Origin of the sequence: Paenibacillus algorifonticola, assembly GCF_050481745.1 — a bacterium.
In the GTDB taxonomy this organism is placed as follows: Bacteria; Bacillota; Bacilli; order Paenibacillales; family Paenibacillaceae; genus Pristimantibacillus; species Pristimantibacillus algorifonticola_A.
This window is the reverse complement of record NZ_JBCNGR010000035.1, coordinates 181,542-204,892: the sequence shown is the minus strand read 5'-3', so window position 1 is coordinate 204,892 and position 23,351 is coordinate 181,542. Positions and strand designations below refer to the sequence as shown.

The 23,351-nt window shown below is 48.9% G+C and carries 21 protein-coding genes; 8 read left to right on the top strand and 13 right to left on the bottom strand.

Going from position 1 to position 23,351, the window contains the following annotated elements; all coding sequences use genetic code 11:
* The coding region (locus tag ABEW34_RS25320) for a hypothetical protein (protein ID WP_430162507.1) at nt 1-212 on the top strand (212 nt) is incomplete at its 5' end.
* On the opposite strand, the gene ABEW34_RS25315 is transcribed toward ABEW34_RS25320, so the two are convergent.
* The 11 genes from ABEW34_RS25315 to ABEW34_RS25265 form a co-directional block, all read right to left on the bottom strand.
* Nucleotides 160-381, bottom strand: a complete 222-nt coding sequence (locus tag ABEW34_RS25315; protein ID WP_430162535.1) for a GNAT family N-acetyltransferase — start codon at nt 379-381, stop codon at nt 160-162. The two genes, ABEW34_RS25320 and ABEW34_RS25315, sit on opposite strands and share 53 nt — an antisense overlap.
* Nucleotides 382-440: 59 nt before the next feature.
* Nucleotides 441-1,184 (bottom strand): SDR family oxidoreductase, encoded by a 744-nt coding sequence (locus ABEW34_RS25310; protein WP_430162505.1) that lies wholly within the window; start codon nt 1,182-1,184, stop codon nt 441-443.
* A gap of 242 nt (nt 1,185-1,426) precedes the next feature.
* Nucleotides 1,427-2,014, bottom strand: a complete 588-nt coding sequence (locus tag ABEW34_RS25305) for a TetR family transcriptional regulator (protein ID WP_430162503.1) — start codon at nt 2,012-2,014, stop codon at nt 1,427-1,429.
* 179 nt (nt 2,015-2,193) lie between these two features.
* A complete protein-coding gene (locus tag ABEW34_RS25300) occupies nt 2,194-3,639 on the bottom strand; it encodes a DEAD/DEAH box helicase (RefSeq protein ID WP_430162501.1) in 1,446 nt (481 codons plus the stop codon).
* Between the two features lie 31 nt (nt 3,640-3,670).
* Nucleotides 3,671-4,189, bottom strand: coding sequence for a DinB family protein (locus ABEW34_RS25295; RefSeq protein WP_430162500.1), 519 nt, complete (start codon nt 4,187-4,189; stop codon nt 3,671-3,673).
* Nucleotides 4,190-4,408: 219 nt separating this feature from the next.
* A complete protein-coding gene (locus ABEW34_RS25290) occupies nt 4,409-6,253 on the bottom strand; it encodes an oligopeptide ABC transporter substrate-binding protein (RefSeq protein ID WP_430162498.1) in 1,845 nt (614 codons plus the stop codon).
* A 20-nt stretch (nt 6,254-6,273) separates the two neighbouring features.
* Nucleotides 6,274-7,164 carry an ABC transporter permease gene (locus ABEW34_RS25285; protein ID WP_430162496.1) on the bottom strand — a complete coding sequence of 297 codons (891 nt, stop codon included), beginning with the start codon at nt 7,162-7,164 and terminating at the stop codon, nt 6,274-6,276.
* Nucleotides 7,165-7,185: 21 nt separating this feature from the next.
* On the bottom strand, nt 7,186-8,148 hold the full coding sequence (gene opp4B, locus ABEW34_RS25280) for an oligopeptide ABC transporter permease (protein ID WP_430162494.1): 963 nt from the start codon (nt 8,146-8,148) through the stop codon (nt 7,186-7,188).
* Nucleotides 8,149-8,150: 2 nt separating this feature from the next.
* Complete coding sequence (locus ABEW34_RS25275; protein WP_430162492.1) at nt 8,151-9,089, bottom strand: ABC transporter ATP-binding protein; 939 nt, start codon at nt 9,087-9,089, stop codon at nt 8,151-8,153.
* Nucleotides 9,076-10,092 (bottom strand): ABC transporter ATP-binding protein, encoded by a 1,017-nt coding sequence (locus ABEW34_RS25270; RefSeq protein ID WP_430162490.1) that lies wholly within the window; start codon nt 10,090-10,092, stop codon nt 9,076-9,078. The genes ABEW34_RS25275 and ABEW34_RS25270 overlap by 14 nt, the downstream gene beginning before the upstream one ends.
* 613 nt (nt 10,093-10,705) lie before the next feature.
* Entirely contained in the window at nt 10,706-11,518 is an 813-nt protein-coding gene (locus tag ABEW34_RS25265; RefSeq protein WP_430162488.1) for an undecaprenyl-diphosphate phosphatase, read from the bottom strand.
* Between the two features lie 117 nt (nt 11,519-11,635).
* On the opposite strand from ABEW34_RS25265, the gene ABEW34_RS25260 reads away from it, so the two are divergent.
* The 7 genes from ABEW34_RS25260 to ABEW34_RS25230 all read left to right on the top strand — a co-directional run bounded on the left by ABEW34_RS25260 (nt 11,636) and on the right by ABEW34_RS25230 (nt 21,448).
* On the top strand, nt 11,636-12,139 hold the full coding sequence (locus ABEW34_RS25260) for a metallophosphoesterase (RefSeq protein ID WP_430162533.1): 504 nt from the start codon (nt 11,636-11,638) through the stop codon (nt 12,137-12,139).
* A 57-nt stretch (nt 12,140-12,196) separates the two neighbouring features.
* Nucleotides 12,197-12,952 (top strand): exodeoxyribonuclease III, encoded by a 756-nt coding sequence (locus ABEW34_RS25255; RefSeq protein ID WP_430162486.1) that lies wholly within the window; start codon nt 12,197-12,199, stop codon nt 12,950-12,952.
* A gap of 202 nt (nt 12,953-13,154) precedes the next feature.
* Complete coding sequence (locus tag ABEW34_RS25250; protein WP_430162484.1) at nt 13,155-14,489, top strand: Ig-like domain-containing protein; 1,335 nt, start codon at nt 13,155-13,157, stop codon at nt 14,487-14,489.
* 71 nt (nt 14,490-14,560) lie between these two features.
* Nucleotides 14,561-16,486, top strand: coding sequence for an S-layer homology domain-containing protein (locus tag ABEW34_RS25245; protein ID WP_430162482.1), 1,926 nt, complete (start codon nt 14,561-14,563; stop codon nt 16,484-16,486).
* A gap of 111 nt (nt 16,487-16,597) precedes the next feature.
* On the top strand, nt 16,598-19,441 hold the full coding sequence (locus tag ABEW34_RS25240; protein WP_430162480.1) for an Ig-like domain-containing protein: 2,844 nt from the start codon (nt 16,598-16,600) through the stop codon (nt 19,439-19,441).
* A gap of 181 nt (nt 19,442-19,622) precedes the next feature.
* The gene (gene uraA / locus ABEW34_RS25235; protein ID WP_430162478.1) at nt 19,623-20,936 is read left to right on the top strand and encodes a uracil permease; all 1,314 of its coding nucleotides are present in this window, start codon (nt 19,623-19,625) and stop codon (nt 20,934-20,936) included.
* Nucleotides 20,937-21,109: 173 nt separating this feature from the next.
* Complete coding sequence (locus ABEW34_RS25230) at nt 21,110-21,448, top strand: L,D-transpeptidase (RefSeq protein ID WP_056033554.1); 339 nt, start codon at nt 21,110-21,112, stop codon at nt 21,446-21,448.
* A gap of 141 nt (nt 21,449-21,589) precedes the next feature.
* Here ABEW34_RS25230 and ABEW34_RS25225 read toward each other — a convergent pair whose 3' ends face one another.
* The gene (locus ABEW34_RS25225; RefSeq protein ID WP_430162531.1) at nt 21,590-21,910 is read right to left on the bottom strand and encodes an RloB domain-containing protein; all 321 of its coding nucleotides are present in this window, start codon (nt 21,908-21,910) and stop codon (nt 21,590-21,592) included.
* A 29-nt stretch (nt 21,911-21,939) separates the two neighbouring features.
* Nucleotides 21,940-23,256, bottom strand: coding sequence for an AAA family ATPase (locus tag ABEW34_RS25220; protein ID WP_430162476.1), 1,317 nt, complete (start codon nt 23,254-23,256; stop codon nt 21,940-21,942).
* Nucleotides 23,257-23,351 lie beyond the last annotated feature (95 nt).

The following is a 23,351-nucleotide window of genomic DNA, read 5'->3' as shown; positions in this document are numbered from 1 at the left end:
AAAAAAATCGTCCTCTCCTGAATGGGTGTGTGGTAACTTCCATTTTACAAGAAAAGACGATTTTTTTGTGCTTATTTTTAACATTCAAAAAAAACGGGGCGTCCAGAAGTCAGCTTTCACTGACTTTCTGGACAGCCCCTTTTGTTGGTGTTCTTAAATTTACCGCGGTTTCGCGGCAGGGCTTCGCATCGTATGATGCGTCAGCTGCATGAAGGGGTGGAGGCCTAGCGACTCGGCGAGCCCGATTGAGGCGGCATTCGTGTCCAGCACATGGTATCTCGGCCTAAGCCCTCTCTGCCTCAAATGCTCCAAGGCGGCCGCCACGAGCTGCCTCGCCAAGCCTTGCCCGCGCCAGCGCTCCCGGGTATGGACGCCTGCTATTTCCCAAATGTAGATGAGCTTGCTGAAGATGGATGCCTCATAAGCTTCAAACTATCCTTTTAAATAAAGCCGCCATTCACTCGCATCGTCTGCCCCGTTACCCACTGCGACTCCTTGCTTGCCAGAAACAGCACTATTTGAGAAATGTCTTCCGGCTCGCCTAGCCGTCCAAAGGAATTGGTATTGCCGATCGCCGTTATCTGCTCCTCCGTCTTCCCTACCTTGAACAGCTCCGTGTTTACAGGTCCCGGTGCAATGGCATTGATCGTAATGCCTTTCGGTCCAAGCTCCTTCGCAAGCTGGCGGGTAAACTGCTCCACCGCGCCTTTCGTTCCTGCATAGGTGCTGTAAGTCGGGAACATATGGCCCGCCACCGACGTTGAGAAATTAATAATGCGTCCGTTCTCCTTCATATGCAGCGCTGCCTGCTGGATGGCAAAAAACGTGCCTTTGACATTAATCTCAAACTGCTTGTCAAAATCCTCTTCCGTTATGCTTGCGAGCGGCTTGTTGATCATAATGCCTGCATTGTTAACCAAAATGTCTATCTGACCATAGGCTTCCAATGTTTTGTGGAATAGCTCTTCAATCTTCGCCACCTTGCTGATATCCGCTCCAATTGCTGTCGCTTCCCCGCCATTGCGTTTAATTCCAGCGACTACCTCGTCCGCCTTTGCTGGGCTGCTTGCATAATTGACCACTACCTTGGCTCCATGCCGTGCCAAATCCTCAGCGATTTTCTGCCCAATGCCTCTTGATGCGCCCGTAACTAAAGCCACTTTGCCCGTTAAACTTTTCTCCATCTGTGGTTCCATCCTTTGTCGCGAGGAGCTGTGCCTCGTTGTTATTGATTAGAGTATATACTGGCATGTTACAACTGTCAAATAACAAATATTATTTTTTGTCATTTGTATGCTGGCGTTCTTTTAAAAATTCACCGTGAAATGATTTCACGTTTTCCTCTGTTTTTTCCCTATTGAACGCAAAAAAATACGCCTGTTAGAAACGGCTCCCGGAGTAATCCGATCTGTTTCTAAAGGCGTATTTATTGTAATCCGGCAAGCAGCAAGCTCCATACCGCATCAAAGTCCTGAGCTATTTCCTTGCTCGACCATTCGCGAACAAAAGCCGGATGATGAAATTTCGTCGTCGCCAGAAAAATAGCCCTTGCCATCGCATGTGCATCACCCGGCTTAAACTCGCCGCTGTGCATGCCGCGTTCTACAATGACGGCGATCTGCTTGACCAAGTGATCGACATGCTCCGCAATTAAATCAACGGCTTCCAGCGTTACCGCAGCGTACATCGCAAACATCTCCGCATCCTCAAACGCATACATCTGCTTCTTCTGCATAAGCGCGTCAAGCCATGAGCGCAATTGTACAGCAGCGCTTCCGTCCGTTGCAGTCGCAATCCCTTCCAGGGGCTCTGATACGCTTTTATCCAGCCATCTCTCGGTAACTGTTTCTCGAAGCGCAGCCTTGCTGGCAAAATGCCGATATAAGGTACCATGACTGACCTGGAGAAACTTCGCGATATCCGTAACCGACGTTTTATCGGGGCCATACCGCCGAAGCACCTGTTCCGCAGCGTCCAATATGGCTTCCCTCGTTAGCGGCGTTTCATTTGCCATTGTTATCCCCTCTTTGTACGTTTTGCTGCTTCAACCATATCATATGGTCCAGCCCAATACAAATGTCAAAAGCTCAACTTTGTCAGTCGATAACGATGCAGTACAGAGGCTGGGAGGTGCGTGTTGCTTAGTACGCCCTTCCCTCTACCTTAACTGCTGATCGCCATCGGTATTACCTGTTATTTCCTTGCAGGCTGCACCTTAAGCAGCTTGCCCTTAACCGTCGTATTTTTCATCGCTTGCAGCACAAGGCTGCCTTTGCCATTCAAAATTTCCACATAGGTCTTGTTGTCCTCAATCGTAATGATGCCGATATCGACAGCAGTCATGCCTTCGATTTTCGCAATGGTGCCCACGAAATCAACCGCTCTTAGCTTATTTTTCTTGCCTCCGTTGAAATGAAGCTTAAGGATGTCTGCGCTGAGCTGTGACTTCTTGTCCTGCTTCAATTCTGGACTTGCTTTCAGCTTCAGCTCGAAGCTTTCCCTGCGGCTGTCTACGACATCTTCAGGCGGGGCTTCTGCCTGCCGGATTTTAAACCCGATGTACGCCTCAACATTCGCGAGAAAGGAATCCTCATTTGGCGTCACGAACGAGATCGCCTTGCCTTTGTTGCCTGCTCGTCCAGTTCGGCCTGCGCGGTGGACATAGCTTTCCTTTTCCATCGGAAAATCGTAGTTGATCACATGGGTAATCCGATCGATATCAATGCCTCGCGCCGCTACGTCAGTCGCCACCAAATAACGGAACTCGCCTCTGCGGAATTCGCCCATTACGCGATTGCGATCATCCTGTTCCATTCCGCCATGGATTTTGCCAATTGGATAACCGAGCTGGGTCAGCTCATGATGCACCTCATCGACATTCACCTGCGTCCGGCAAAAAATGATGCAGCTGTCCGGGTTTTCCATTACCGTCACATCCTGCAGCAATTGAAGCTTGCGGTTATCCCGCACGATATACAACGAATGATCAATTTCGGCTTTCGCGGCGCCTTCAGCTTTAATCGCAATATCCACCGGATCATTCATATAGCGATGGCACAGCCGCTCTACATCCTTCGGCAGCGTAGCGGAAAATAGCAGCGTCACCCGCTCCTTCGGCAGCTCCTGAATAATCATTTCCAGCTGCTCGATGAAGCCCATGCTCAGCATTTCGTCCGCCTCGTCAATGACGAGGAAGCGCAGCTTCTCCAGATCGATCGTATCTTTTTCGATATGATCCATAATACGGCCAGGCGTACCGACAACCACATGATTTTTTTGCGTCAGCTGCATGCGCTGCGGAGCAAAGGGCTGCTTGCCATAAATCGCCGTCGCTTTAATTCTTTTGTAACGGCCTATATTCGTGATGTCCTCGGTTACTTGATCGGCAAGCTCGCGTGTCGGTGTTAGAACGAGCGCCTGCGGGCGATTTTCATCCCAATCCACCATCTCGCAAATGGGAATGCCATAGGCCGCCGTCTTGCCGCTGCCGGTATGTGACTTGACCGTAAGATCGCGCTTGCTCAGCGCAATTGGAATCACTTCGCGTTGTACAATGGTCGGCTGCTTGTAGCCTAAGCTGTCGAGCGCCCGGGTAATGTCTTCACTTAATTGATAATCCTTAAAGCTTGCTTCACTCATCATAGAGCTCCTTTGGTGACTGTTGTATTAGCTAGTCAATTAAATATCGTTCCTTCAATACGCTCAAATGGTGCAGCTCGTGACCGGCGATAATGTAGGCCAGCGCCAATGCCGTTACCTCGAAGCTGCTTGCGTTGCCACGCCGTGACAGCTCCTCATCGGAAAGCTTGTCGATCAGCTTAAGCGTCGATTGCCTGATCGCCCGATACTCTTCAGCAAGCTCCGCAATCGTATACTCATTAAACCTCGCACCCGCTACAAACACCTCCTGCTCAAAACCAGGCAGCGGTGTCGAATCGCCCCGCGAAACCCGCAGCAGGCGATAGCTCATCACGCGCTCGGTATCATTAATATGGCCAATAACTTCCTTAATGCTCCATTTGCCTTCTGCGTATTTAAAACTGCCGCGCTCCTCCGGAATGCTTGCCAGCAGCTCGCTTGTCGCCTGCTGTGCCTCAAGCAGCACATCCTTAATGCTGCCTTCCGGCACCTTTTCAATGTATGTTTGATAAAAAGGGTTATAGTCATTAATAGAAGGTCGATTGCTCATATTCGTTACCTGCCTTTCTTTATTTTCAAAGCTTCAGTTTCAGAGATTGTAGCATTCCCGCCCCCGTTTGAAAAGAGCGCTGCCGCGTCCTCCCCCTGCAATCGCAAAGTGGGCTGCTCCCCAAGGCGGAATCCTCCGCCCTAGTGAACAGCCCTCGTCTAACAGGTGGACTTAAGCCCTGCCTGTTATCTTTTTTGCTACTCTAAGCTCTATTATACGCTATTTCGTTGCTACAAACGGTTTATCTTGCGATACAGCCAGCTGATGCAAATAAATGCCGGTACCATCGCCGATTGCATAGTTCATAATGCGCTTATTCACCGGAACAAGCTCGGAGCGGTACAGGGTCGGGAATACCGGAACCTGATCAACCATATACTGCTGCCATTCTTTATAAATGCCTTTGCGTACCTCTACATCAAAGGCTTTCTCTGAGACGCCCTCGGCAAGCAGCCTGCTATTCTCCTCCGTCTCAAAACGCGGGAAGTTATAAATCGCATCTTTGCCATATAGACCAGCCGGGTCAACGTCGATGCCTACCTGCCATGCTGCTTGATAGATATCCACGGCAGGATCATCATCGCCATTAGAGCCTACACGGTCATAGAAGGAGTTGAACTCGACCATCTCCAGATTAACATTAAGACCGATTGCTGCCCATGATTGCACATAATAGCGGGCCAGCGGCTCAGCAATATCTCCGCCAGTCATGGAGATAAAGTTAATGACCAGCTCGCTGCCGTCTGGATTGGTGCGGAATTCGCCGTTCATTTTGTAGCCTGCGTCATCCAGCAGCTTTTTCGCCGCTTCCGGATCGTAGGTTACACCTTTGTTCGTAGAATCATGGAACTCTGGGTGGGACGGTGGAATCAGCGTCGTCGCATTCCAGCGCAGGCCGTGATAGAACTTATTGCCAACCGCATCATTGTCAACTGCCTGCCACATCGCCTTGCGCAAATTCACATCACCCATTTTCGCCTTGTCATTCGGCTTAACAACTTTTGCTTCTTTATCCCATGTACCAAGCTTAAAGCCGATATACGTATATGCGCGGTCGATCATCCCGAGGAACTCGATGTTCGACATACCCGCATTGTCCGGATATTGGTCAACCGGGAACGAATCGACGAGATCAACGCCACCGCTCTCAAGCTGCTGTACAACCGTCGTTGGGTTAATGACCTTCAGCACAACCTCGTCAAGAACGGGCTCCCCGCGCCAGTAATCGGCATTTTTCTCAAACACAACCGATTCGCCTGGTACAATTGATTTCACTTTAAAAGGTCCGAAGCCGATCGGCTTCTCGCGCACTTCCTTGGAAGCGGAAATCTTCGCTACATCCATATCGCCAAAAATATGCTTCGCCAGCGGATACGTCCAAACGCCGCCCGTCAGCAGGGACGGAGTAGATTGGATATACGTAATTTGCAGCTGCTTGTCTCCAAGCACCTTAATGCCGGAAATCGTCTTTGCCTTGCCATCATGAAACTCCTTCATGCCTTCAATATTCGTAAAGTTGGAGTCGTAACGCGGACCATCATAAGCTTTATTGCCAATCACTTCATGCGCAAACAGCCAATCCTCCGCCGTCACCGGCTCGCCATCCTGCCAATTGACATTGTCGCGAATAGTGAAGGTAAACGTCCGGCCATCCTCGGAAACCTCATAGGTCGCTGCACCGTCATTCGTGTAGACGTAGTTTGCATCCCAAGTCAGCATTCCCTCATCGAACCACTGCAAGACCATTGCATCAGGGTTTGCCGAATAGAAATTGTAGTTCAGCGTACCTTCAAATGGCGTATCGGACACCAAGCCGTAAGTGACGGAGCCGCCCTTCAGCGCCGTTCCTTCATTAATTTTCACCTTGTTGAAATCCTCAATCGAATAAAGACCGTCATCTTCAGTTGGCGCTGCACTTGCACTAGCCGCAGGCTCAGCACTCGTCCCAGGACTTGCACTCTCGGCAGCTCCGCTCCCGCCATTTGATGTACAAGCCCCCAGCATTAGCGCAAGCACAAGCATCAGCGATACGAAAACATACCTTGTCCCCTTACCCTTTCCCATTACACCATCTCCTCCTTTTATTAACCTTTTCTTTGTCTTGCGTCCGTCGCACGCTTTAGCGCTTGACCAACATTATTTATACTCAACATCAATACCAAAATCAGCACTGATGCGGGTAACCAGATCCACCATCTGCTCTCCAGGGTTTGCGGGTTTCTCGCATAGCTGACTAAGGTACCGAGGCTCGGCGTACTTTCAGGAAAGCCAAAGCCAAGAAAGGAAAGGCCGGATTCAAGACCGATGTTCGCTGCCAGATTCAGCGTCATCGTCACAATAATGATGGAGCTGAGATTCGGCAGCAGCTGCGTAAACATGATTTTCAAATGGGAGGAACCAAGCGTTCTGGAAGCCTGAATGTAGTCCAGCTCACGCTCCTGCAGTGCCTTCGACCGAATCAGCCGGGCAATGCCCATCCACAGAAATGCCGTCATAATGAGCGAGAACGAAACAATGCTGTATTTAGGCACGGCGGTCACGAACGCAATTACAATCATGAGCGTCGGCAAAATCATAAAGAAATCGACGAAGCGCATAAACACATTGTCTACGCTGCCGCCAAAATAACCCGACAGCAGCCCAATCAGAATGCCGATTATCCCGGTCATCAGCGTCACGATTATGCCGATGGACAAGGAATTGCGCGTGCCGATAATCAGCTGTCCGAACACGTCGCGCCCGCCATAGTCCGTCCCCAGCCAAAACTCGGCGGAAGGCGGCTTGTACAGCGAGAACAAATCGACGGTCACGATCTGCTTCTGATCCAGCACAAGTGAAATGCCATACACAAAGACGATAATGAGTCCTAGAAAAAGAAAGGAAGCAAACGCCACCTTGTCGCGGACAATTTCCCGCCAGATGATTTTCCAGCCGGAGGGACTACGATCCGCCTCGGCGATTGCAAGCTTGCCCATAGTTTAAGCCTCCCTGCGCGCTTATTTGATCCGAATCCGCGGATCGACAATGCTCAAAATCATATCCGAAATAAGAGCTCCCAAAATCGATGCGAGCCCATACAGCAGCACCAGCGCCGTCACGACGCTGAAATCCCGCAAGGAGATGGAGCTTAGAAACAGCTGGCCCATGCCGGGATAACTGAAGATGCTCTCGATAAATACGGTGCCGCCAATCAAGCCCGTAATCTCATAGCCGAAAAAAGCGGCAATCGGCAGTAGAGAGTTGCGCAAAATATGGCGGTTGTAGACACGGGATTCCGAAGCCCCCTTGGCCCTTGCGGTCAAAATAAAATCGCGCTGCTTCGTATCAATAATTTCGCTGCGCAGCAGCTGCACCGTCGTCACGGTCGTAATCAGCGCCATCGATAAAGCCGGGAGCAGCAAATGATAGATTTTGCTAAATACATACGCGACCGTGCCAGGCTCTACCCCCGGCTTCACGCTGCCGCCTGTCGGGAACCAGTCAAAGTGGAAGCCGAACAGCCACAGCATGACCAAGCCAAAAATAAACAGCGGCGCAGCAAAACCCAAGTAGGTATAGCCCGTAATCAGGCGGTCCGCCCAAGTATCGTTGTAGCGGCCACTCGTAATGCCGAGCGGAATCGCGATTAAGTAAGTCAATATCAGCGTCGCGACCGACAGCCAGATCGTATTGAAAATCCGCTGGCCAATAAGCTCGGACACGGGCATTTTGAAGCGGAACGATTGTCCGAAGTCGCCCTGCAGCGCATGGATCATCCAGTTCCAATACTGCACATGCCACGGATCATTCAGACCAAGCCGCTCGCGCTGCGCTTCAAGCGCCGCGGGATCAAGACTCGGATCAACAAGGCCTGTGAGCGCATCGCCGGGCATCGCTTTAGCGAGCAAAAAGACGAGAATGCTGAGTAAAAATAATTGCGGAATCATAATGAATATACGGCGAGCAATCGTTTTCCACATCGCTATCCACCTTTCCCAGGCAGAGCTACCAGATGCGTGCTTGAGATCGGCCTTAGTGAATAGGCCAGGCCCTCTTCGTCAAAATAGTCTCTGTAGGCTTGATCATATTCGGCTTTTACCGCTGCTCTAAACTGTCGCTGTTTCTCTCTTTGTGTAGGGTCGATATCAGGAATGGCTGCAAGGAGCCTCTTGGTGTAAATATGCTGAGGGTTATGAAAAATATCTGAGGTTGTGCCTTGCTCAACATGTCTGCCCTTGTACATAATGCCGATGCGATCGCACATATGCCGGATAATGCCAAGGTCATGGCTGATAAACAAGTACGTGAGGTTTAATTCCTTCTGGATGTCCTGCATAAAATTAAGCACCTGCGCTTGTACGGATACGTCCAGCGCCGATACAGGCTCGTCGGCGATAATCAGCTTAGGCTTCAAAGCAATCGCCCTGGCGATGCCGATCCGCTGCCGCTGGCCGCCGGAAAACTCATGCGGATATTTATAGATCGTCTCGGCGCTTAGGCCTACCTGCTCCAGCAGCTCACGCACGCGCCGCTTCTCTTCCTGCGGAGACAGCCGCTCGAAGTTGCGCAGCGGCTCCGCTACAATATCAATGACGCGCTTCTTCGGATTGAGCGAGGAATACGGATCTTGAAAAATCATTTGAATATCGCGGCGGGCATTCAGCAAGCCGCGCTTGCCGCCTTCGTTCAAGTTCTGGCCTTCAAATATGACGCTGCCGGACGTAATCGCATTCAGGCCGATAATCGCCCGCCCCGTCGTCGTCTTGCCCGAGCCGGACTCGCCAACGAGTCCGTAGGTGCTGCCCTGCTCAATAGATAAGCTTACGCCGTCTACCGCTTTGACCTCGCCAACCGCTCTGCCGAATAAGCCGCCGCGGATCGGAAAATGCACCTTTAAATCCTTCATATCAAGAAGCGCCATAGTCAGCCCCCTTCCCGTCCACTTTAGGAAAATAAAAAGTCCGATAGCAGGTGCAGCGGACGAAATGACCGGGACTTACTTCGTGCATCGCAGGCTCCGCCTCATGCGCCGCTTCCTGCATCCACGGGATGCGGGAGCGGAAGCGGCAGCCCTCGCGGGGCAGCTTCTGCAAGGAGGGCACGATGCCCTGAATGACATGCAGCCGAGACTTCTCGGCACTGGCCGCCGGGATCGAGCTGAGCAGCGACTTCGTATAGGGATGCTGCGCATTTGAAATGAGCGTATAAATATCGGCGATTTCCACGATCTGTCCCGCATACATAACGGCTACGCGATCCGCCATTTCCGCCACAACGCCGAGGTCGTGGGTGATGAGGATGATGCCGGCGCCGATATCGCTCTTCAGCTTGCGGATCAGCTCCAAAATTTGCAGCTGGATCGTCACATCAAGCGCGGTCGTCGGCTCATCCGCAATGAGCAGCTCCGGCTCATTGGCAATCGCAATGGCGATGACGACGCGCTGCCTCATGCCGCCGGACAGCTCATGCGGATATTGCTGATACGTATGCTCAGGGCGCGGAATGCCTACCTTACCCAGCAGCTCCAGCACCTTCGCCTTGCGCTGCTCCGCCGTCAGCTTGTCGTTATGGAGCAGCAAAGCCTCCTCAATCTGGCTGCCAACAATCATGAGCGGATTAAGAGCCGACAACGGGTCCTGAAAAATCATGCCCATTTCCTTGCCGCGCAGCTTGTTTAATTTGCTTGGAGGCAGATGAGCCAAATCCTGGCCCTTATAATAAATATGCCCTTCGATTTTTGCCCGCGTATGAAGCCCCATAATCGAAAAGGCCAATGCGCTTTTTCCCGAGCCGGATTCACCAACAATCGCTAATATTTCATTTTTTTTGACCGTTAACGTAACGTCATCCACTGCTGCATAATAGCGGTCAGCGATCCGGAAGGACGTCGTTAAATGCTCCATTCTCAGCAATTCCTCACTCACATTTAATCACCCTAACGAATTATAATTTTGAGTGTTAATTAAATTGATAATTCTGAAAATAATGACGGGCTTAGCTCGGCATTATCAGGCGAATCTAGCTGTTCGAATGTAACATCATGAGACTCAATCTATGTCACATTTTATATCATTAAGAATAGAGTTACAATACTTTTTATTTATCTTTCTCTCTTTTTTTAACATCTAGTTCGATTTAAGAGATAATGTTAGTCAAGTATTAACATATTAGAACGGATAACATTTATTTAAATCCTTAAATAAATATTCATGCCTGTTATTTAATAATATAATTAATTCAATATATTTCTTAATTATAATTCTTCCTGAATTTAGATATTGTTCGTTTTTCATAAAGAAATAACGGAATTCCACTTTGCGACGTCAGGAAAAAGTTGTAAATTCGGCTGTAACAATCATATTTTTTCATTTACGTCTGCCTGATCTTTATTCGCGGACATGCATAAATGCGGCAAGCCTGCTTAATCCGCTGAGTCTGCACTAAAAAGGCTGGCATCCACCTCGGGATGCCAGCCTGCTAAAATTCTATTTTGTTCAATCTGCGCCTTGTTTGCTTTTCTCTCCCTCCAGGCAGAGCCTAGAGAAAAATGAGCAGCAGGATGCCGGCGACAAAGCAATAATAGGAGAAATATTTCAAATTGCCGCGCGCCATAATGTTCATGAACCAGCGCATAGAGAAATAGGTCACGATTAAGGTCGCTATAAAGGCAATGAGATAAGGAATCATCAGCGAAGTACGGTTCGGATCATTCGCCACATCCGTGATACCCAGCACCAAGCCGCCCAAGCTGATCGGTATATACAGCATAAATGAAAACCGCAGCGCCGTCTCCTGCTTCATGCCGACAGCTATCGAAGTAATGACCGTTGATCCGGAGCGGCTAATACCGGGAATGAGCGCGACCGCCTGCGCCAAGCCTACAATTAAAGCGTCCTTGACCGTCAGATCGCCATCCCGCTTGCGTCCTCGCAGATTGCGAATGAGCCAGAGCGCAACACCCGTTACGAGCAGCGATATCGCCACCGTGCGGACAGAGGAGAAATAAGACTCAATTTGATCCTTGAACAGCAGCCCGATAATGACCGCAGGCACCGTCCCAATGACGACATACATCGCGAACAGGAAGTCGTTTTTGTAAGCTTTGTCCCGTGTTCTCATATATTTGATAGTGTTAACGACTAGCCGGTTAATATCCTGGCGAAAAATGTAGCCAATCGCAATCAGCGATGCCGTGTTCGTTAAAATCTCAAATGCCAGTCCTCGTTGATCTACGCCTAGCAGCTGCTGGGCAATAATTAAATGTCCGCTTGATGATACAGGGATCGGCTCTGTAAAGCCCTGAATAATACCGAGAATTAAATACTTCAGCCATAATACGAAATTGTCCATACCGTCTCCTTTTTTGCTTGTATTTACCTCCCCTATCATAACGCACCCTAGTAAAAATGATCAAATCTCCTATGTTGCCCGCCACTCGCAATCATGGTATAAATAGCGAAAGCATAAATCATTTCTAGTTGCAAAAGGGGCAGCAGCGGCAAGCCCCTTCCTGTCTGGCTCGCTTTCGGTGAAACATTCGGCTGGGTCGCAGGTGTACCCGGCAACCATGATATAATGGAGTCTGCGCATATGAATATGCTCGCTGCTAGCGATTGCATGCATTACATGGACCTGCCAGCTTTGACCGAAGTATTAGGACTCCGCCTTGCCGGTCTAGGCGGCATTATCGGACGAGCGGACAAGCCTAATCGCATGTCCCAGCACGATTATGTGAAGTGGCTTCGCAAGCTTATTATGAAGCAGCCCCACGCTTTGCTTTTGCATCAGGGACCGGATGAGCCGGCGCTTGGACTTGAGGGGAACAGCGCCATTCGCGCTGCGCTTGAACAGCTGCCGGAGACGCTCGTGTTTTGCGGGCACTCGCACTGGGAGCTTCCCTATGCCGCGCTTAGCAATGGAAGCCAGATTTTGAATGCCGATGGAAAAGTTTTCATCCTGCTACGCGCCTAGTAAACGCACTGCTTTTAGCTATTTTTATATAAATGCCAACAGAGGAGAGGTTTCGCATTGAAGCTGGTTTCATGGAATGTTAACGGGCTGAGAGCCTGTGTGAATAAAGGGTTTAATGATTATTTTGCCGAGATGGACGCGGATATTTTCTGCCTGCAGGAGACGAAGCTTCAGGAGGGGCAAATTTCGCTGGAGCTTGGCGAGGCGTATTCGGATTACTGGAACTATGCCGTGAAGAAGGGCTATTCTGGTACGGCTGTGTTTACGAAAAAACCGCCGCTTTCCGTCCGCTACGGCATTGAAGAAAATGAAGAGCCGGAAGGCCGTATTTTGACGCTGGAATTTGAGGGCTTCTATTTAGTTAATGTATATACGCCTAATGCCAAACGCGATTTGCTGCGGCTGGACTATCGACTGGAATGGGAGGATCGCTTCCGCACTTATTTGCAGCAGCTTGATGCGGTGAAGCCCGTCATTGTCTGCGGCGATCTCAACGTCGCCCATCAGGAAATCGATCTCAAAAACGCCAAAGCCAACCACGGCAATTCCGGCTTTACCCCGGAAGAACGCGGCAAAATGACCGAGATGCTGGCGGCCGGTTTTATCGACAGCTTTCGCCACCTCTACCCAGACCGTACCGATGCCTATACATGGTGGTCCTACATGCCGAAGGTACGTGAGCGAAACGTCGGCTGGCGGATTGACTATTTTCTGATTTCAGAGCGACTAGCTCCGCTGCTGAAGGATGCGGCCATTGATTCCGCTATTTTGGGAAGCGATCATTGTCCGGTGCTGCTCGATATTGACCTTTAATGAAGAAATCTTATTTTGAACCGTTAAATTCTGCTTGCAGATATTGACGGTTTTTTTGTGTTTTTCTTTTTTATTTCAACATGATTCGACGTTTTGCTACTTCATTCTTTCCAATTAGACACATCCGTTCAGAATCGGTTCAGCCCTAAAAAGTAAAATGAAGCTAAGCATCCTACTATTCGCAACAAGGAGACTCGGACAAATGAACGATAATTGGCGCAAAATGACCGCATTATCCCTGAAAAAGGGCCCCTCTCTTTTTGTTTGTGCTGCAGTATTGGGAACCACCTTGTCACTATCTGCTCCGGCATATGCAATTCCAGAACCTTCGAACTACTTTCTTCCTGTAGTAAACAATGATCTGCACTGGGTTAAAAATGATTCCAATGCGAATGCGGGAATGGGATCAACCATTAACGTTTATGGCAGCTACTTCTCATTGGATTCACAGAAGCTCTTCCCCCCATCAACCGTCATAACGATGTTAACTGCTACTTCCAGCGATACGAGCGTCGCGTCTGCGAACGCTTATTTGCCCAACCTTGAGATGGAAATATTCGGCCCGGGAACGACTGAAATCAGGGTTGAAGGCGTTACCTCTGAAAATGAAAAGCTGACCGAACACTTTCGCGTGACGGTAGACCTCTTCGCCGATACGAATAAAGACGGCATTATTACGTCAGCGGATGCCTTTCACATCGTTCGAGAGCTAAGCAGAAATTCCACCCTTACTCCCGGACACTTCAATTTATATGATATCGACCGCGACAGATCCGTAACGGCAGCGGACGCTTCCACCTTAATGGACCTCTACACTGGCAAAACCGTTCCAGACTCATCTAAAAAATATATCGTCACCTTAAGCGCCATTGACGATGCTCCAGCTATATATAACGGCTCTTTAAGCGCCGATACATGGGCACCAGGCCAAACGGTGACCGCGGAATATAGTTATTTTGATCCTGAAAATGATTTCGAAGGCAATACCCGCTTTAAATGGTTCCGCGGCCTGCAAGCTGACGGATCAAACCGTACGGAAATCATAAGCGCAACGTCTAACAGCTATACTCTTCAGCAAACCGATCTAAATTATTATGTGTTCGCAGAAGTGACGCCAGTTGCCGCATCAGGCGATCTGCTGACGGGCGAAACTGTCCTCTTGAAGTCAAATGCTACCGTAGCAAGCGCTGCCCCTTTCATTGTTAGCCGCACCCCTATACACGGAAGCGTCAATGTCAATCAATATGATGATATTGTTTTCACGTTTGATAGAGACATTTCCGCTGTTGCTGGTAAAGAGATCAAATTTATTGATACCTCAACTAACAGTGAAGTGCTGAGCTTTCCAGCCGACTATCCGGCTCACGTTATCATTAGCGGAAATACGGTTACCATTAGCGGTTTAACCATGTTCCTGCCATCCGATACACAATTCAGCATTATCATTGATGACGGCGCCTTTGAAGATATTGATGGCGTTGATTTTGCAGGCACTGCATTTGCTGAATGGGTCTTCACCACCCAATACGCAGGTTAATCTTGTAATAACTACCCAATGTCAAAATACTCAAGCACCACACATCTACCCTTACAATCATGGAGGTTATTATGCAAACATTATTGAAGCAAGCTCCTGCAAGACGCCTTCTGCTGCTCATGCTGAGCTGCCTGCTCGTACTACCAGCTTTTCTTATCCCATCTGCCGCACATGCTGCATCAGACGCCCCTGCGAAGGTTACGATTACGAATACCAATGTAACAGCCGGACAATCGGCAACTGTCCCCGTCATGCTCACAGATCCAGGAGACGGTGTCGGCGCTTACAATATGCAAATCGACTTCGATCCTTCTGTGTTGAGCATTGTCAGTATTACACCTACTTATGGAGTAGTAGCTCCGGAAGATGGTGCTCCATCGGATACAGGCTATTTCCAGTCCAACTTTGATAATACGGCCGGCTGGGCTCGCGTCATCTGGATCGATTCCACGGGCGGCAATGCGCTCATTCATGATCCGATTCAACTGTTCGCTATTGAAGTCAAATCGCTCAGCAGCGAAACGACGGGAACCTATCATTTGACTGTAGATACTTCAGACGATGAGAAATGGGCGGTCTACCGCAGCTCATCGTATACGATCCCGTCTACAGTCAATGGTGGAGAAATTGTCATTTCGAAGTCCAATTCGAACTCGGGTTCAGGCTCTGGCTCGTCGGGCGGCGGCTCTACAACGACTCCTGCTACAAGCACGCCAGCTCCGACCACAACATCAACACCTGTCATCGTCTACATCGATGGCAAGGAGCAGCCGCAATTCGCAACGGCTCAAGCATCCGTTCAAAATGGCCGCAAAACGGTTCAGCTGAATGTAGACAATGACAAGGTGATCAAGCAAATCAGTACTACCGGCATTAAAGAGCTGCTGCTTCCAGTTCAAGATACAACTGCTGCTATTGTAACTGGCGAGCTGAATGGTCAACTGGTGAAAGAGCTGGAAAGCCGCGGCGCAGCTGTTAAAATCCAAACGCCAACGGCTACCTACACGCTGCCAGCCATCGACATCAACATTGACAGCATTTCCGCACAGGTTGGAGCTTCGGTTGCCCTGTCAGATATTAAAATCACGATTTCCATCACAACAGCGGATAGCTCAGCGACAAGCGCAGTAAAATCCCAAGCCGCCAAGCAAGGGCTGAGCGTTGTTGGCACGCCAGTTGACTTTGAAGTCATTGCGCATTATAACGGCAAAAGCATTGTCGTTAACCAATTTAATCATTATGTAGAACGTGCGATCGCTCTTCCTGCCGGCTCTGACGGCACAGCGATTACAACAGGCGTAGTGCTGGGCTCTGATGGCACCCTGCACCATGTACCGACCCATATTTCCGTTACGGGCAGCACGTATTGGGCGAGCATTAACAGCTTAACGAACAGCAGCTATGCGGTCGTTTATACCCCGGCTTCGTTCAAGGATGTTGAAAATCACTGGAGCAAAAATGACGTCAACGATCTCGGCTCCCGCCTGATCATGAAAGGCGTATCGGGAACTGAATTTGCACCGAACGCTTCCATTACTCGTGCTGAGTTTACGGCAACCCTGCTGCGAGCACTCGGCATCCATGCCGCTTCCGGCAGCACAGCGGTTTCCTTCTCCGATGTGAAAGCAGGCAGCTGGTATGAAAATGAAGTGAAGCTTGCTGTATCAAACAAGCTGATCAGCGGCTATTCGGACGGCACCTTCCGTCCAAACGGCTTGATCACTCGCGAAGAAGCGATGATTATTTTGAACCGCGCCCTTGCGCTCACTACCTTAACGCAAGTGAACGACGCCGCTCAAATTGACAGCCTGCTGGCTGCTTACGAGGACAGCGCTTCTGTGTCCGAATATGCGAAAGCCGCTGTTGCCAGCGCTTTGAAAAACGGCATTGTGCAGGGAGCTGACGGTTCTCTGAATCCGGATTCCAATGTGACCCGCGCCGAGACAGCTGCAATTGTAAAGCGCCTGCTTGTTAAAGCTGGTCTAATTAACGGTTAAGCTTGATCCGCATGATTTCAATCCGGCTGCAAAATTCTATCGCTAGAATTTTGCAGCCTTTTCCTTCGATTATAATATCTCATCAATCCTCTTATAAGGAGATCTGGACGAATGAATAATTATTGGCGTAAAATGGCTCATTTCTCCCGCAGCAAAGGACCAGCGATTATTTTGTGCGCGACTATGCTGGGGACCGCTCTGCCGCTGCCAAATGCAGCAAATGCAACTCCAGTCAGTTCCAACTTTTTCACCCCGATTGTCAACAAGGACATTCCCTGGATTAAGCCTTCCTCGGATTCTACCGCCCCATTTGGTGCGGCTATCGAGCATCACAGCTCCCGTATTTCCTTGGATGCAAGTGTGCTGTTCTCCGGTGTTGCTGGCCTTTCCCAGCTGACAGCCTCGTCCAGCGATTCCGCCGTTGCTACGGCAAATGCCTACCAGCTTTATACAGAATTAGAGATTATATCGGCGGGGACAACTACGATTACGCTTGAAGCGCAAACCCCAACACTTGAGAAACTGACGGAGCAGTTCCAGTTGACCGTAACCCGCATCGGGGATACGACTGGCGACGGTATTGTCACCGCTGCGGACGCCCTGTACATCATGAAGGTCGTGAACAGCGGCGCTGTACTGACGCCGGAAGAGATTAATCTGCTCGATATTAACCGTGACGGCGTGGTCACCGCTGCGGACGCAACCAAGCTGCTAAGCAGCTATGCGGGCAAAGGCTCCTCGGCAGCCAGCTCCAATTACATCATCACGCTCAGCTCTATCAACGATGCTCCTGTGCTGCACGGCGCTTTGCTCGCTGGCTTGCTGAAAGCAGGCGAAATGATGACGTTGCAATATGATTATTTTGATGCTGAAAATGACGCCGAAGCCGCTTCCCGCTTCCAATGGTACCGCGGCACGCAGGCAGATGGCTCGGACCGCACGGCCATTGCCGGCGCAACTTCGCCAGCCTATCCCGTTGCTTCTGAAGACGTCGGCTACTATCTGTTTGTCGAAGCTACACCAGTTGCGGCGGCAGGCACAACTGATGGGCAATCCTTCTTGCTGGCAACCAGCACGGTAGTGCCAGATACGTCCGCACCCTATATTCAGAGCCGTGTTCCGGCCCATTCAGCGGGTGACATTAGCGTAGCTGCCGATTTGGAGCTGACAATGAATAAGCCCGTTACAGCTGTTTCCGGTAAAAAAATCTATATTACAAATGCGGCGAATCCGCTTGATGTTTTGGCCTATGATGCAGACGATGCTAGTCATATCATCATAGATGGCAAAAATATCTCGATTAAGCATGCCGATCTAGGCAGCGAGACAAGCTATTCCGTCACGATTGACGCTGGTGCATTCATCGATCAGGCGGGCAATGCCTTTGAAGGCATCAGCAGCTCTTCAGCTTGGAGCTTTACAACTGCCGATGTAACCGCTCCTCTGCTCGTGCAGACCTCTCCTGCAAATCAGGAGCCGAATTATGCTTTGTCAGCCGAGCCTTCCCTGTCCTTTAACGAGGACATCGTTCCGGTCACAGGCAAAAAAATTACGATTCGGCAGGCCTCAGACGATACGATCGTACAAACCTACATCGTATCTGAATCCGAGCAGGTTACGATTCAAGGCGGTAAAGCGATTCTCCATCCCTCTTCACAACTTGTTCAATTCACGAGCATAACTGCTTATTACGTAGAGGTTGAGGAAGGCGCATTTACAGATGTGCATGGCAATGCATTTGCAGGCATCAGCGATGATGCAGTCTGGACGTTCCTGACCGCAGATGCGCGAACGTTAACGGCTGTCGATCTTGAGGATTTGACGGAGGATCAACTGCGAGCTTCCAGCGGAGCTATTTTCACTGTTACATTAGAAGAGGATACGTTCGAGATGGCTGCAGATACAAGCGACTTCGAGCTGAATCATGCTCCACCAGGCATGACCATACTGAGTGTGATTCCTTTATCCGCCAATGAAATTTGGCTATCGGTAGATTACGATGGCACCGACTTCGATACGGATATTACAAATTTCAGCATTACAGCCAAGGCAAGTGCTTTGACTAGCGGACGCGCGCTTACGACTGCTGACATGCTGATTGGCGCAACGAATGAGCTGGATATCACGAGCCTGTCTCCTGCCAGCCAAGCGATGGACGTGAGTAAAGATTTGACGCTCTCGCTTACGTTTAATCGGCCTGTTCTCGCGACAGCGGGTCATACGCTTACCGTGTATAAAGCATCCGACGATTCCATCGCTGCCAGCGTTGCACTCGATGATTCGACTAAGGTGACGTTTAACGGCAATACAGCTGAGGTCCAGATTTCAGGGCTGTCAGGCGCGACCGCCTATTATGTAAAGGTTGCTGCTGGCAGCTTTCAGGACAGCAATGGGCTGGCATCGCCGGGAATAACCTCAAAGACGCAGTGGACGTTTACGACGGTTGCTGACGCTCCGCCATTCACAACGTCGCCCGTTTATATTTCTGAATTTTTACTTCAGGATGAAAACCGGGCAGCCGTAGAAATTTATAGCAACAGCAACAACCTTACAGGCTATAGCTTGTTTGTTTACGGACGCAGCTCTACCAATGGGCAATATTACGAGAAAGAGCTGGCTCTTCCTCAACTCACTCCGAACGGAGTCACCGTTATAATAGATACGGCGTGGTACGACTTTTTTTATCTAACCAATGCTTTCTATTACAACCTTGAAGAAAAACTTGCTCCAGAATGGGGATTTATCGTGAGCGGCATCGCTCTTAAGAACAATGACGTGGTCGTTGATGTAGCTGGCGATATCAGCTCAAACGGAGCTTTAACCAGCACCCTGTTCCCAAGCGGTGGTACTATGGTCCGCAAATCGGGGGAAATCGGCAAGAGCTTGTACGATACGAGCCAGTGGTCTTATTATCCTAATGAGACGTACCAATATATGGGGCATCACACACCGTAAATATTGAAAACCAACATGGTGCAAGGCTCATATAGCTAACGGCATCAGGCTGGAGTCCGTTCCGGGGACGGCTCCGGTCTCTTTTTTTTATCCGCTTGAAAAAAAGCTTGCCAACCTCCACTGAACTAGGTAGAATCGACAAGGATTATAGACATAGAACACTCGGGAGGATCATTGGTTTATGAAAAACCGTAATGCAATTGGAATTATGGATCGTCCTCCGCTAGGGCAGAGCCTGATGCTGAGCTTGCAGCATCTATTCGCCATGTTCGGCTCCACCGTGCTTGTGCCGAACTTGCTCGGCGTCGATCCGGCTGTGTGCCTGCTTATGAACGGAATCGGCACCTTGCTTTATTTATGGATTTGCAAAGGCAAAATCCCCGCTTATCTTGGCTCCAGCTTTGCCTTTATCACTCCTGCCGGAGCGGTAATCGGCCAACATGCAGCTGGCGAGCCGGGCAATTATGCCGCAGCTTTGGGCGGTTTTATTGCCGCAGGCGTTATTTTCACACTTGTCGCCTTAATTATTCATTATGCGGGAACGGGCTGGATTAACGTCGTATTCCCTCCTGCGGCGATGGGCGCGATTGTCGCGATTATCGGGCTGGAGCTCATTCCGGTCGCAGCGAAAATGGCTGGCTGGATTATGCCGGACAACTATAAGGACCCGGCAAACTGGACGATGGACGGTTCAACGGTCGCATTGTCTACCATTACGCTGGCTATAACTGTGTTCGGCTCGGTGCTGTTCCGTGGGTTTATGAAGATTATTCCGATACTAATTGGAATTGTGTCCGGCTATGTTCTTGCTCAATTTATGGGCATGACTGACTTTTCCGGTGTTAGTGAAAGCGGCTGGCTGCAGTCTCCTCAGTTTACGATGCCAGTTTTCCAGTGGGCAGCCATTCTTGCCATCGCTCCCGCTGCGCTCGTCGTCATAGCCGAGCATATCGGCCATCTGGTCGTGACGAGCAATATCGTCGAAAAGGATTTATCGAAGGACCCGGGGCTGAGCCGCTCCATGCTGGGCAACGGTATTTCAACGATGATTTCCGGCTTCGTCGGCTCTACGCCTAATACGACCTACGGCGAAAACATCGGCGTACTGGCGATTACAAAGGTTTATTCGACCTTTGTCATTGGCGGCGCGGCCGTCATCGCCATTGTGCTCTCTTTCTCAGGAAAATTCTCGGCGCTCATTTCGGGCATTCCGACTCCTGTCATGGGCGGCGTTTCCCTGCTTCTGTTCGGCGTTATCGCCGCATCCGGCTTCCGGATGCTTGTGGAATCGAAGGTCGATTACAGCAGGCCGACTAATCTGTTTCTGACGACGGTTGTTATGGTAACCGGACTCAGCGGCGTCACCATCAAGCTGGGTGATTTCTCCATCTCCGGCATGGCGCTTGCGACAGTCGTAGCGATTTTGCTAAGCCTGCTGTTCAAGCTGTTTGATGTGCTGAAGCTGTCCAACGATCATGAGGCATCGGGGCATTAGCCGCTGACGCAATATACGCTTTTCTTAAAAATGAGGGCTGCCAACTATATGGCAGTCCTCATTGCTATAGGCGGTCTACCTCCGAATCTCCGCGATTTCATGCCTATAGGACAATGCCTAATGCCCTCCCTCCCCCTCTTACATAGGATAGAAGCAAAGGAGGGAAACCTTTCATGCCTTCATACCGCATTATCGTTGATCTATCTGACCGCAGGCTGTATTTGCTTGATGGCAATACGGTTGTAAACGCCTATCCTGTTGGCATCGGCAAAATGCTGACGCAATCGCCGCTCGGCGAATTTACGATTATTAACAAGCAGCCCAATCCGGGTGGGCCGTTCGGCGCTTTCTGGATGGGGTTGTCCAAGCCGCATTACGGCATTCATGGCAACAATGACCCTTCCTCGATCGGGCGCATGGTGTCGCATGGCTGCATCCGCATGTACAATGACGACGTGGTCGCCCTCGCCCATTTGGTTCCGATTAATACCCGCGTGACCATTCGGGAGTAACGGCTGACCTTGGATCTGAAAGCTAAATAAACAGAGCCGCCGAATGGCTGTAGCAGCATCCTTGGCAGCTCTGTTTGTTATTTAATAATTCCAATTAAAATATCGGACTAACAATAGCAGGAATACAGATGATACCGTCAATTAAGGCGCTTGTAATAGACCGCAATCTTTTAATATTTTTTCTATACTCTGCCAGATGCTTAGAGAAGGGTTTTCCGTTTTAAATTTGGCTTCCTGTTTGTATTGAACAAGGTTTGTGAAATGTTCATCATAAGCTTTGTTTATGGGCTTAAGATATTCACGTCTATGAGAGAAAGAAGCATTACATTCGGATTTATGCAAAATGATCCATAATTCAAAAGTAAAATTACTATACCCTAAATGATATTTAAGCTGTTTCCCTATTGTTGCCGTTTTTTTCTTACCACTTTTCTGTTTCCCCCTGCTACTGAGAAATAATATTTATGAGTCTTTTTCATTTTAGACATCTTTTATCCCTCGTCCCTGTCTTGCAGCAAATTTTCGATTACTGGGGTAAAATCAATGTCATGGATTGCGCCATATTGGCTCACAAAATAGTTTTTCATGTAGTCTTCATGCTTACGTACTCCTTTTTCACCAGAGGACCCAAAATCCGACAATGAATAATGTTTGCTTCCATTCGTTATGTCCTCGCGCTCTACAAATTTGATTTCATCTCGTCTAAACACATTAGGATTCAAAAATATCGGATTATGTGTGTTGAAAATAAGCTGTGCGTTTTTCTTATTAAGATCATCATTGTGAAAGAGATTTATAATACTAATTAAAGCAACCGGATGCAAGGAAGCATCAAACTCGTCAATAACTAGAGTCCCTCCATTAAGCAGACAATTAACAATAATAGGAAAAATATTCAAAAAACGCAGCGTTCCGTAAGATTCAAATATTTCCGCCCTTATCGCATTTTCTTTATCCAGTAAAGAATAGAGTTCCGGCTCAGAGTCCTCTTCCTGTGTGATATAACCAATAGCATTGGAATGAAGCCCAAATACCCTGGCAGCCTCATTCATGCTCTTGTCTACATAGATCGTTCTCCTCTTATTATCTGGAAACTTCTTCGTGAGTTGAATCGCATCTGCTCTATAATAAACCATGAATTTTTTATCAAACCATTTGCTTATGATGCTTACTAGTTCTGTACTAAACATGGCTTTGAAGCCATTCATTAAAAAAAGCTCTTCATCATGAAGATTTTTTTTTGCTAGAGCCATTGCAACAGTTAGAAACTCAGCCTCAAAATCATCTATAAAATATGATTTAATCATTTTAAAATCACCAAATTGCAAGGAACCTTCTCTTGAGAAAACACTTTTCCCGTTTACAGTCAACATTTCGGATAATATTTTACGCTTAGAACTCGCATCTAAAAACACTCCCAGATCAAGCGATAGTTTATATTCAAAAAACAGCCCACTCTCGATGAAAGTAATAGAAAAACAAACGGGACTTCTCTCTTCAAAAGTATTATTCGGAATCAGTTCCAGAAGATTGACAGCGGCATTCGCTACAGATTCGCCATTGCCATTACGAATATATCCGTTTAGGAGGATGGATTTCAAAACCTCCATCGCTCCAATAATATTACTTTTCCCCGATGCATTGGGGCCATAAATGACAGCTGAACTTAAAGCCTTATATGTTTTGGAGCCGATTTTCTCGCTTAAGATGCTGTAGTCCAGTCCCTTCTGTTTGGGAGCAGGTATCATCGAAAAAACAAGCTCATCCTGAAACGTTTTGTAGTTCTTCGCTCTAAATTCTAGTAGCATAAGAAGACCTCCGTTTTGCATGATTTACGCAGAATGTATGATTTGAATTACACTCAATATATATTCTATGTTAGCCCAAGGTCAAATATTGTATT

Bases quoted from the DNA above. Each gene is read 5' to 3' on its own strand.
- ABEW34_RS25275 (WP_430162492.1), bottom strand. From the start codon at position 9,089: ATGGCGCTTCTTGATATGAAGGATTTAAAGGTGCATTTTCCGATCCGC.
- ABEW34_RS25310 (WP_430162505.1), bottom strand. From the start codon at position 1,184: ATGGAGAAAAGTTTAACGGGCAAAGTGGCTTTAGTTACGGGCGCATCA.
- ABEW34_RS25285 (WP_430162496.1), bottom strand. From the start codon at position 7,164: ATGGGCAAGCTTGCAATCGCCGAGGCGGATCGTAGTCCCTCCGGCTGG.
- ABEW34_RS25305 (WP_430162503.1), bottom strand. From the start codon at position 2,014: ATGGCAAATGAAACGCCGCTAACGAGGGAAGCCATATTGGACGCTGCG.
- ABEW34_RS25240 (WP_430162480.1), top strand. From the start codon at position 16,598: ATGAATAATTATTGGCGTAAAATGGCTCATTTCTCCCGCAGCAAAGGA.
- ABEW34_RS25295 (WP_430162500.1), bottom strand. From the start codon at position 4,189: ATGAGCAATCGACCTTCTATTAATGACTATAACCCTTTTTATCAAACA.
- ABEW34_RS25300 (WP_430162501.1), bottom strand. From the start codon at position 3,639: ATGAGTGAAGCAAGCTTTAAGGATTATCAATTAAGTGAAGACATTACC.
- ABEW34_RS25230 (WP_056033554.1), top strand. From the start codon at position 21,110: ATGCCTTCATACCGCATTATCGTTGATCTATCTGACCGCAGGCTGTAT.
- ABEW34_RS25290 (WP_430162498.1), bottom strand. From the start codon at position 6,253: ATGGGAAAGGGTAAGGGGACAAGGTATGTTTTCGTATCGCTGATGCTT.
- ABEW34_RS25250 (WP_430162484.1), top strand. From the start codon at position 13,155: ATGAACGATAATTGGCGCAAAATGACCGCATTATCCCTGAAAAAGGGC.
- ABEW34_RS25220 (WP_430162476.1), bottom strand. From the start codon at position 23,256: ATGCTACTAGAATTTAGAGCGAAGAACTACAAAACGTTTCAGGATGAG.
- ABEW34_RS25245 (WP_430162482.1), top strand. From the start codon at position 14,561: ATGCAAACATTATTGAAGCAAGCTCCTGCAAGACGCCTTCTGCTGCTC.
- uraA (WP_430162478.1), top strand. From the start codon at position 19,623: ATGAAAAACCGTAATGCAATTGGAATTATGGATCGTCCTCCGCTAGGG.
- ABEW34_RS25265 (WP_430162488.1), bottom strand. From the start codon at position 11,518: ATGGACAATTTCGTATTATGGCTGAAGTATTTAATTCTCGGTATTATT.
- opp4B (WP_430162494.1), bottom strand. From the start codon at position 8,148: ATGTGGAAAACGATTGCTCGCCGTATATTCATTATGATTCCGCAATTA.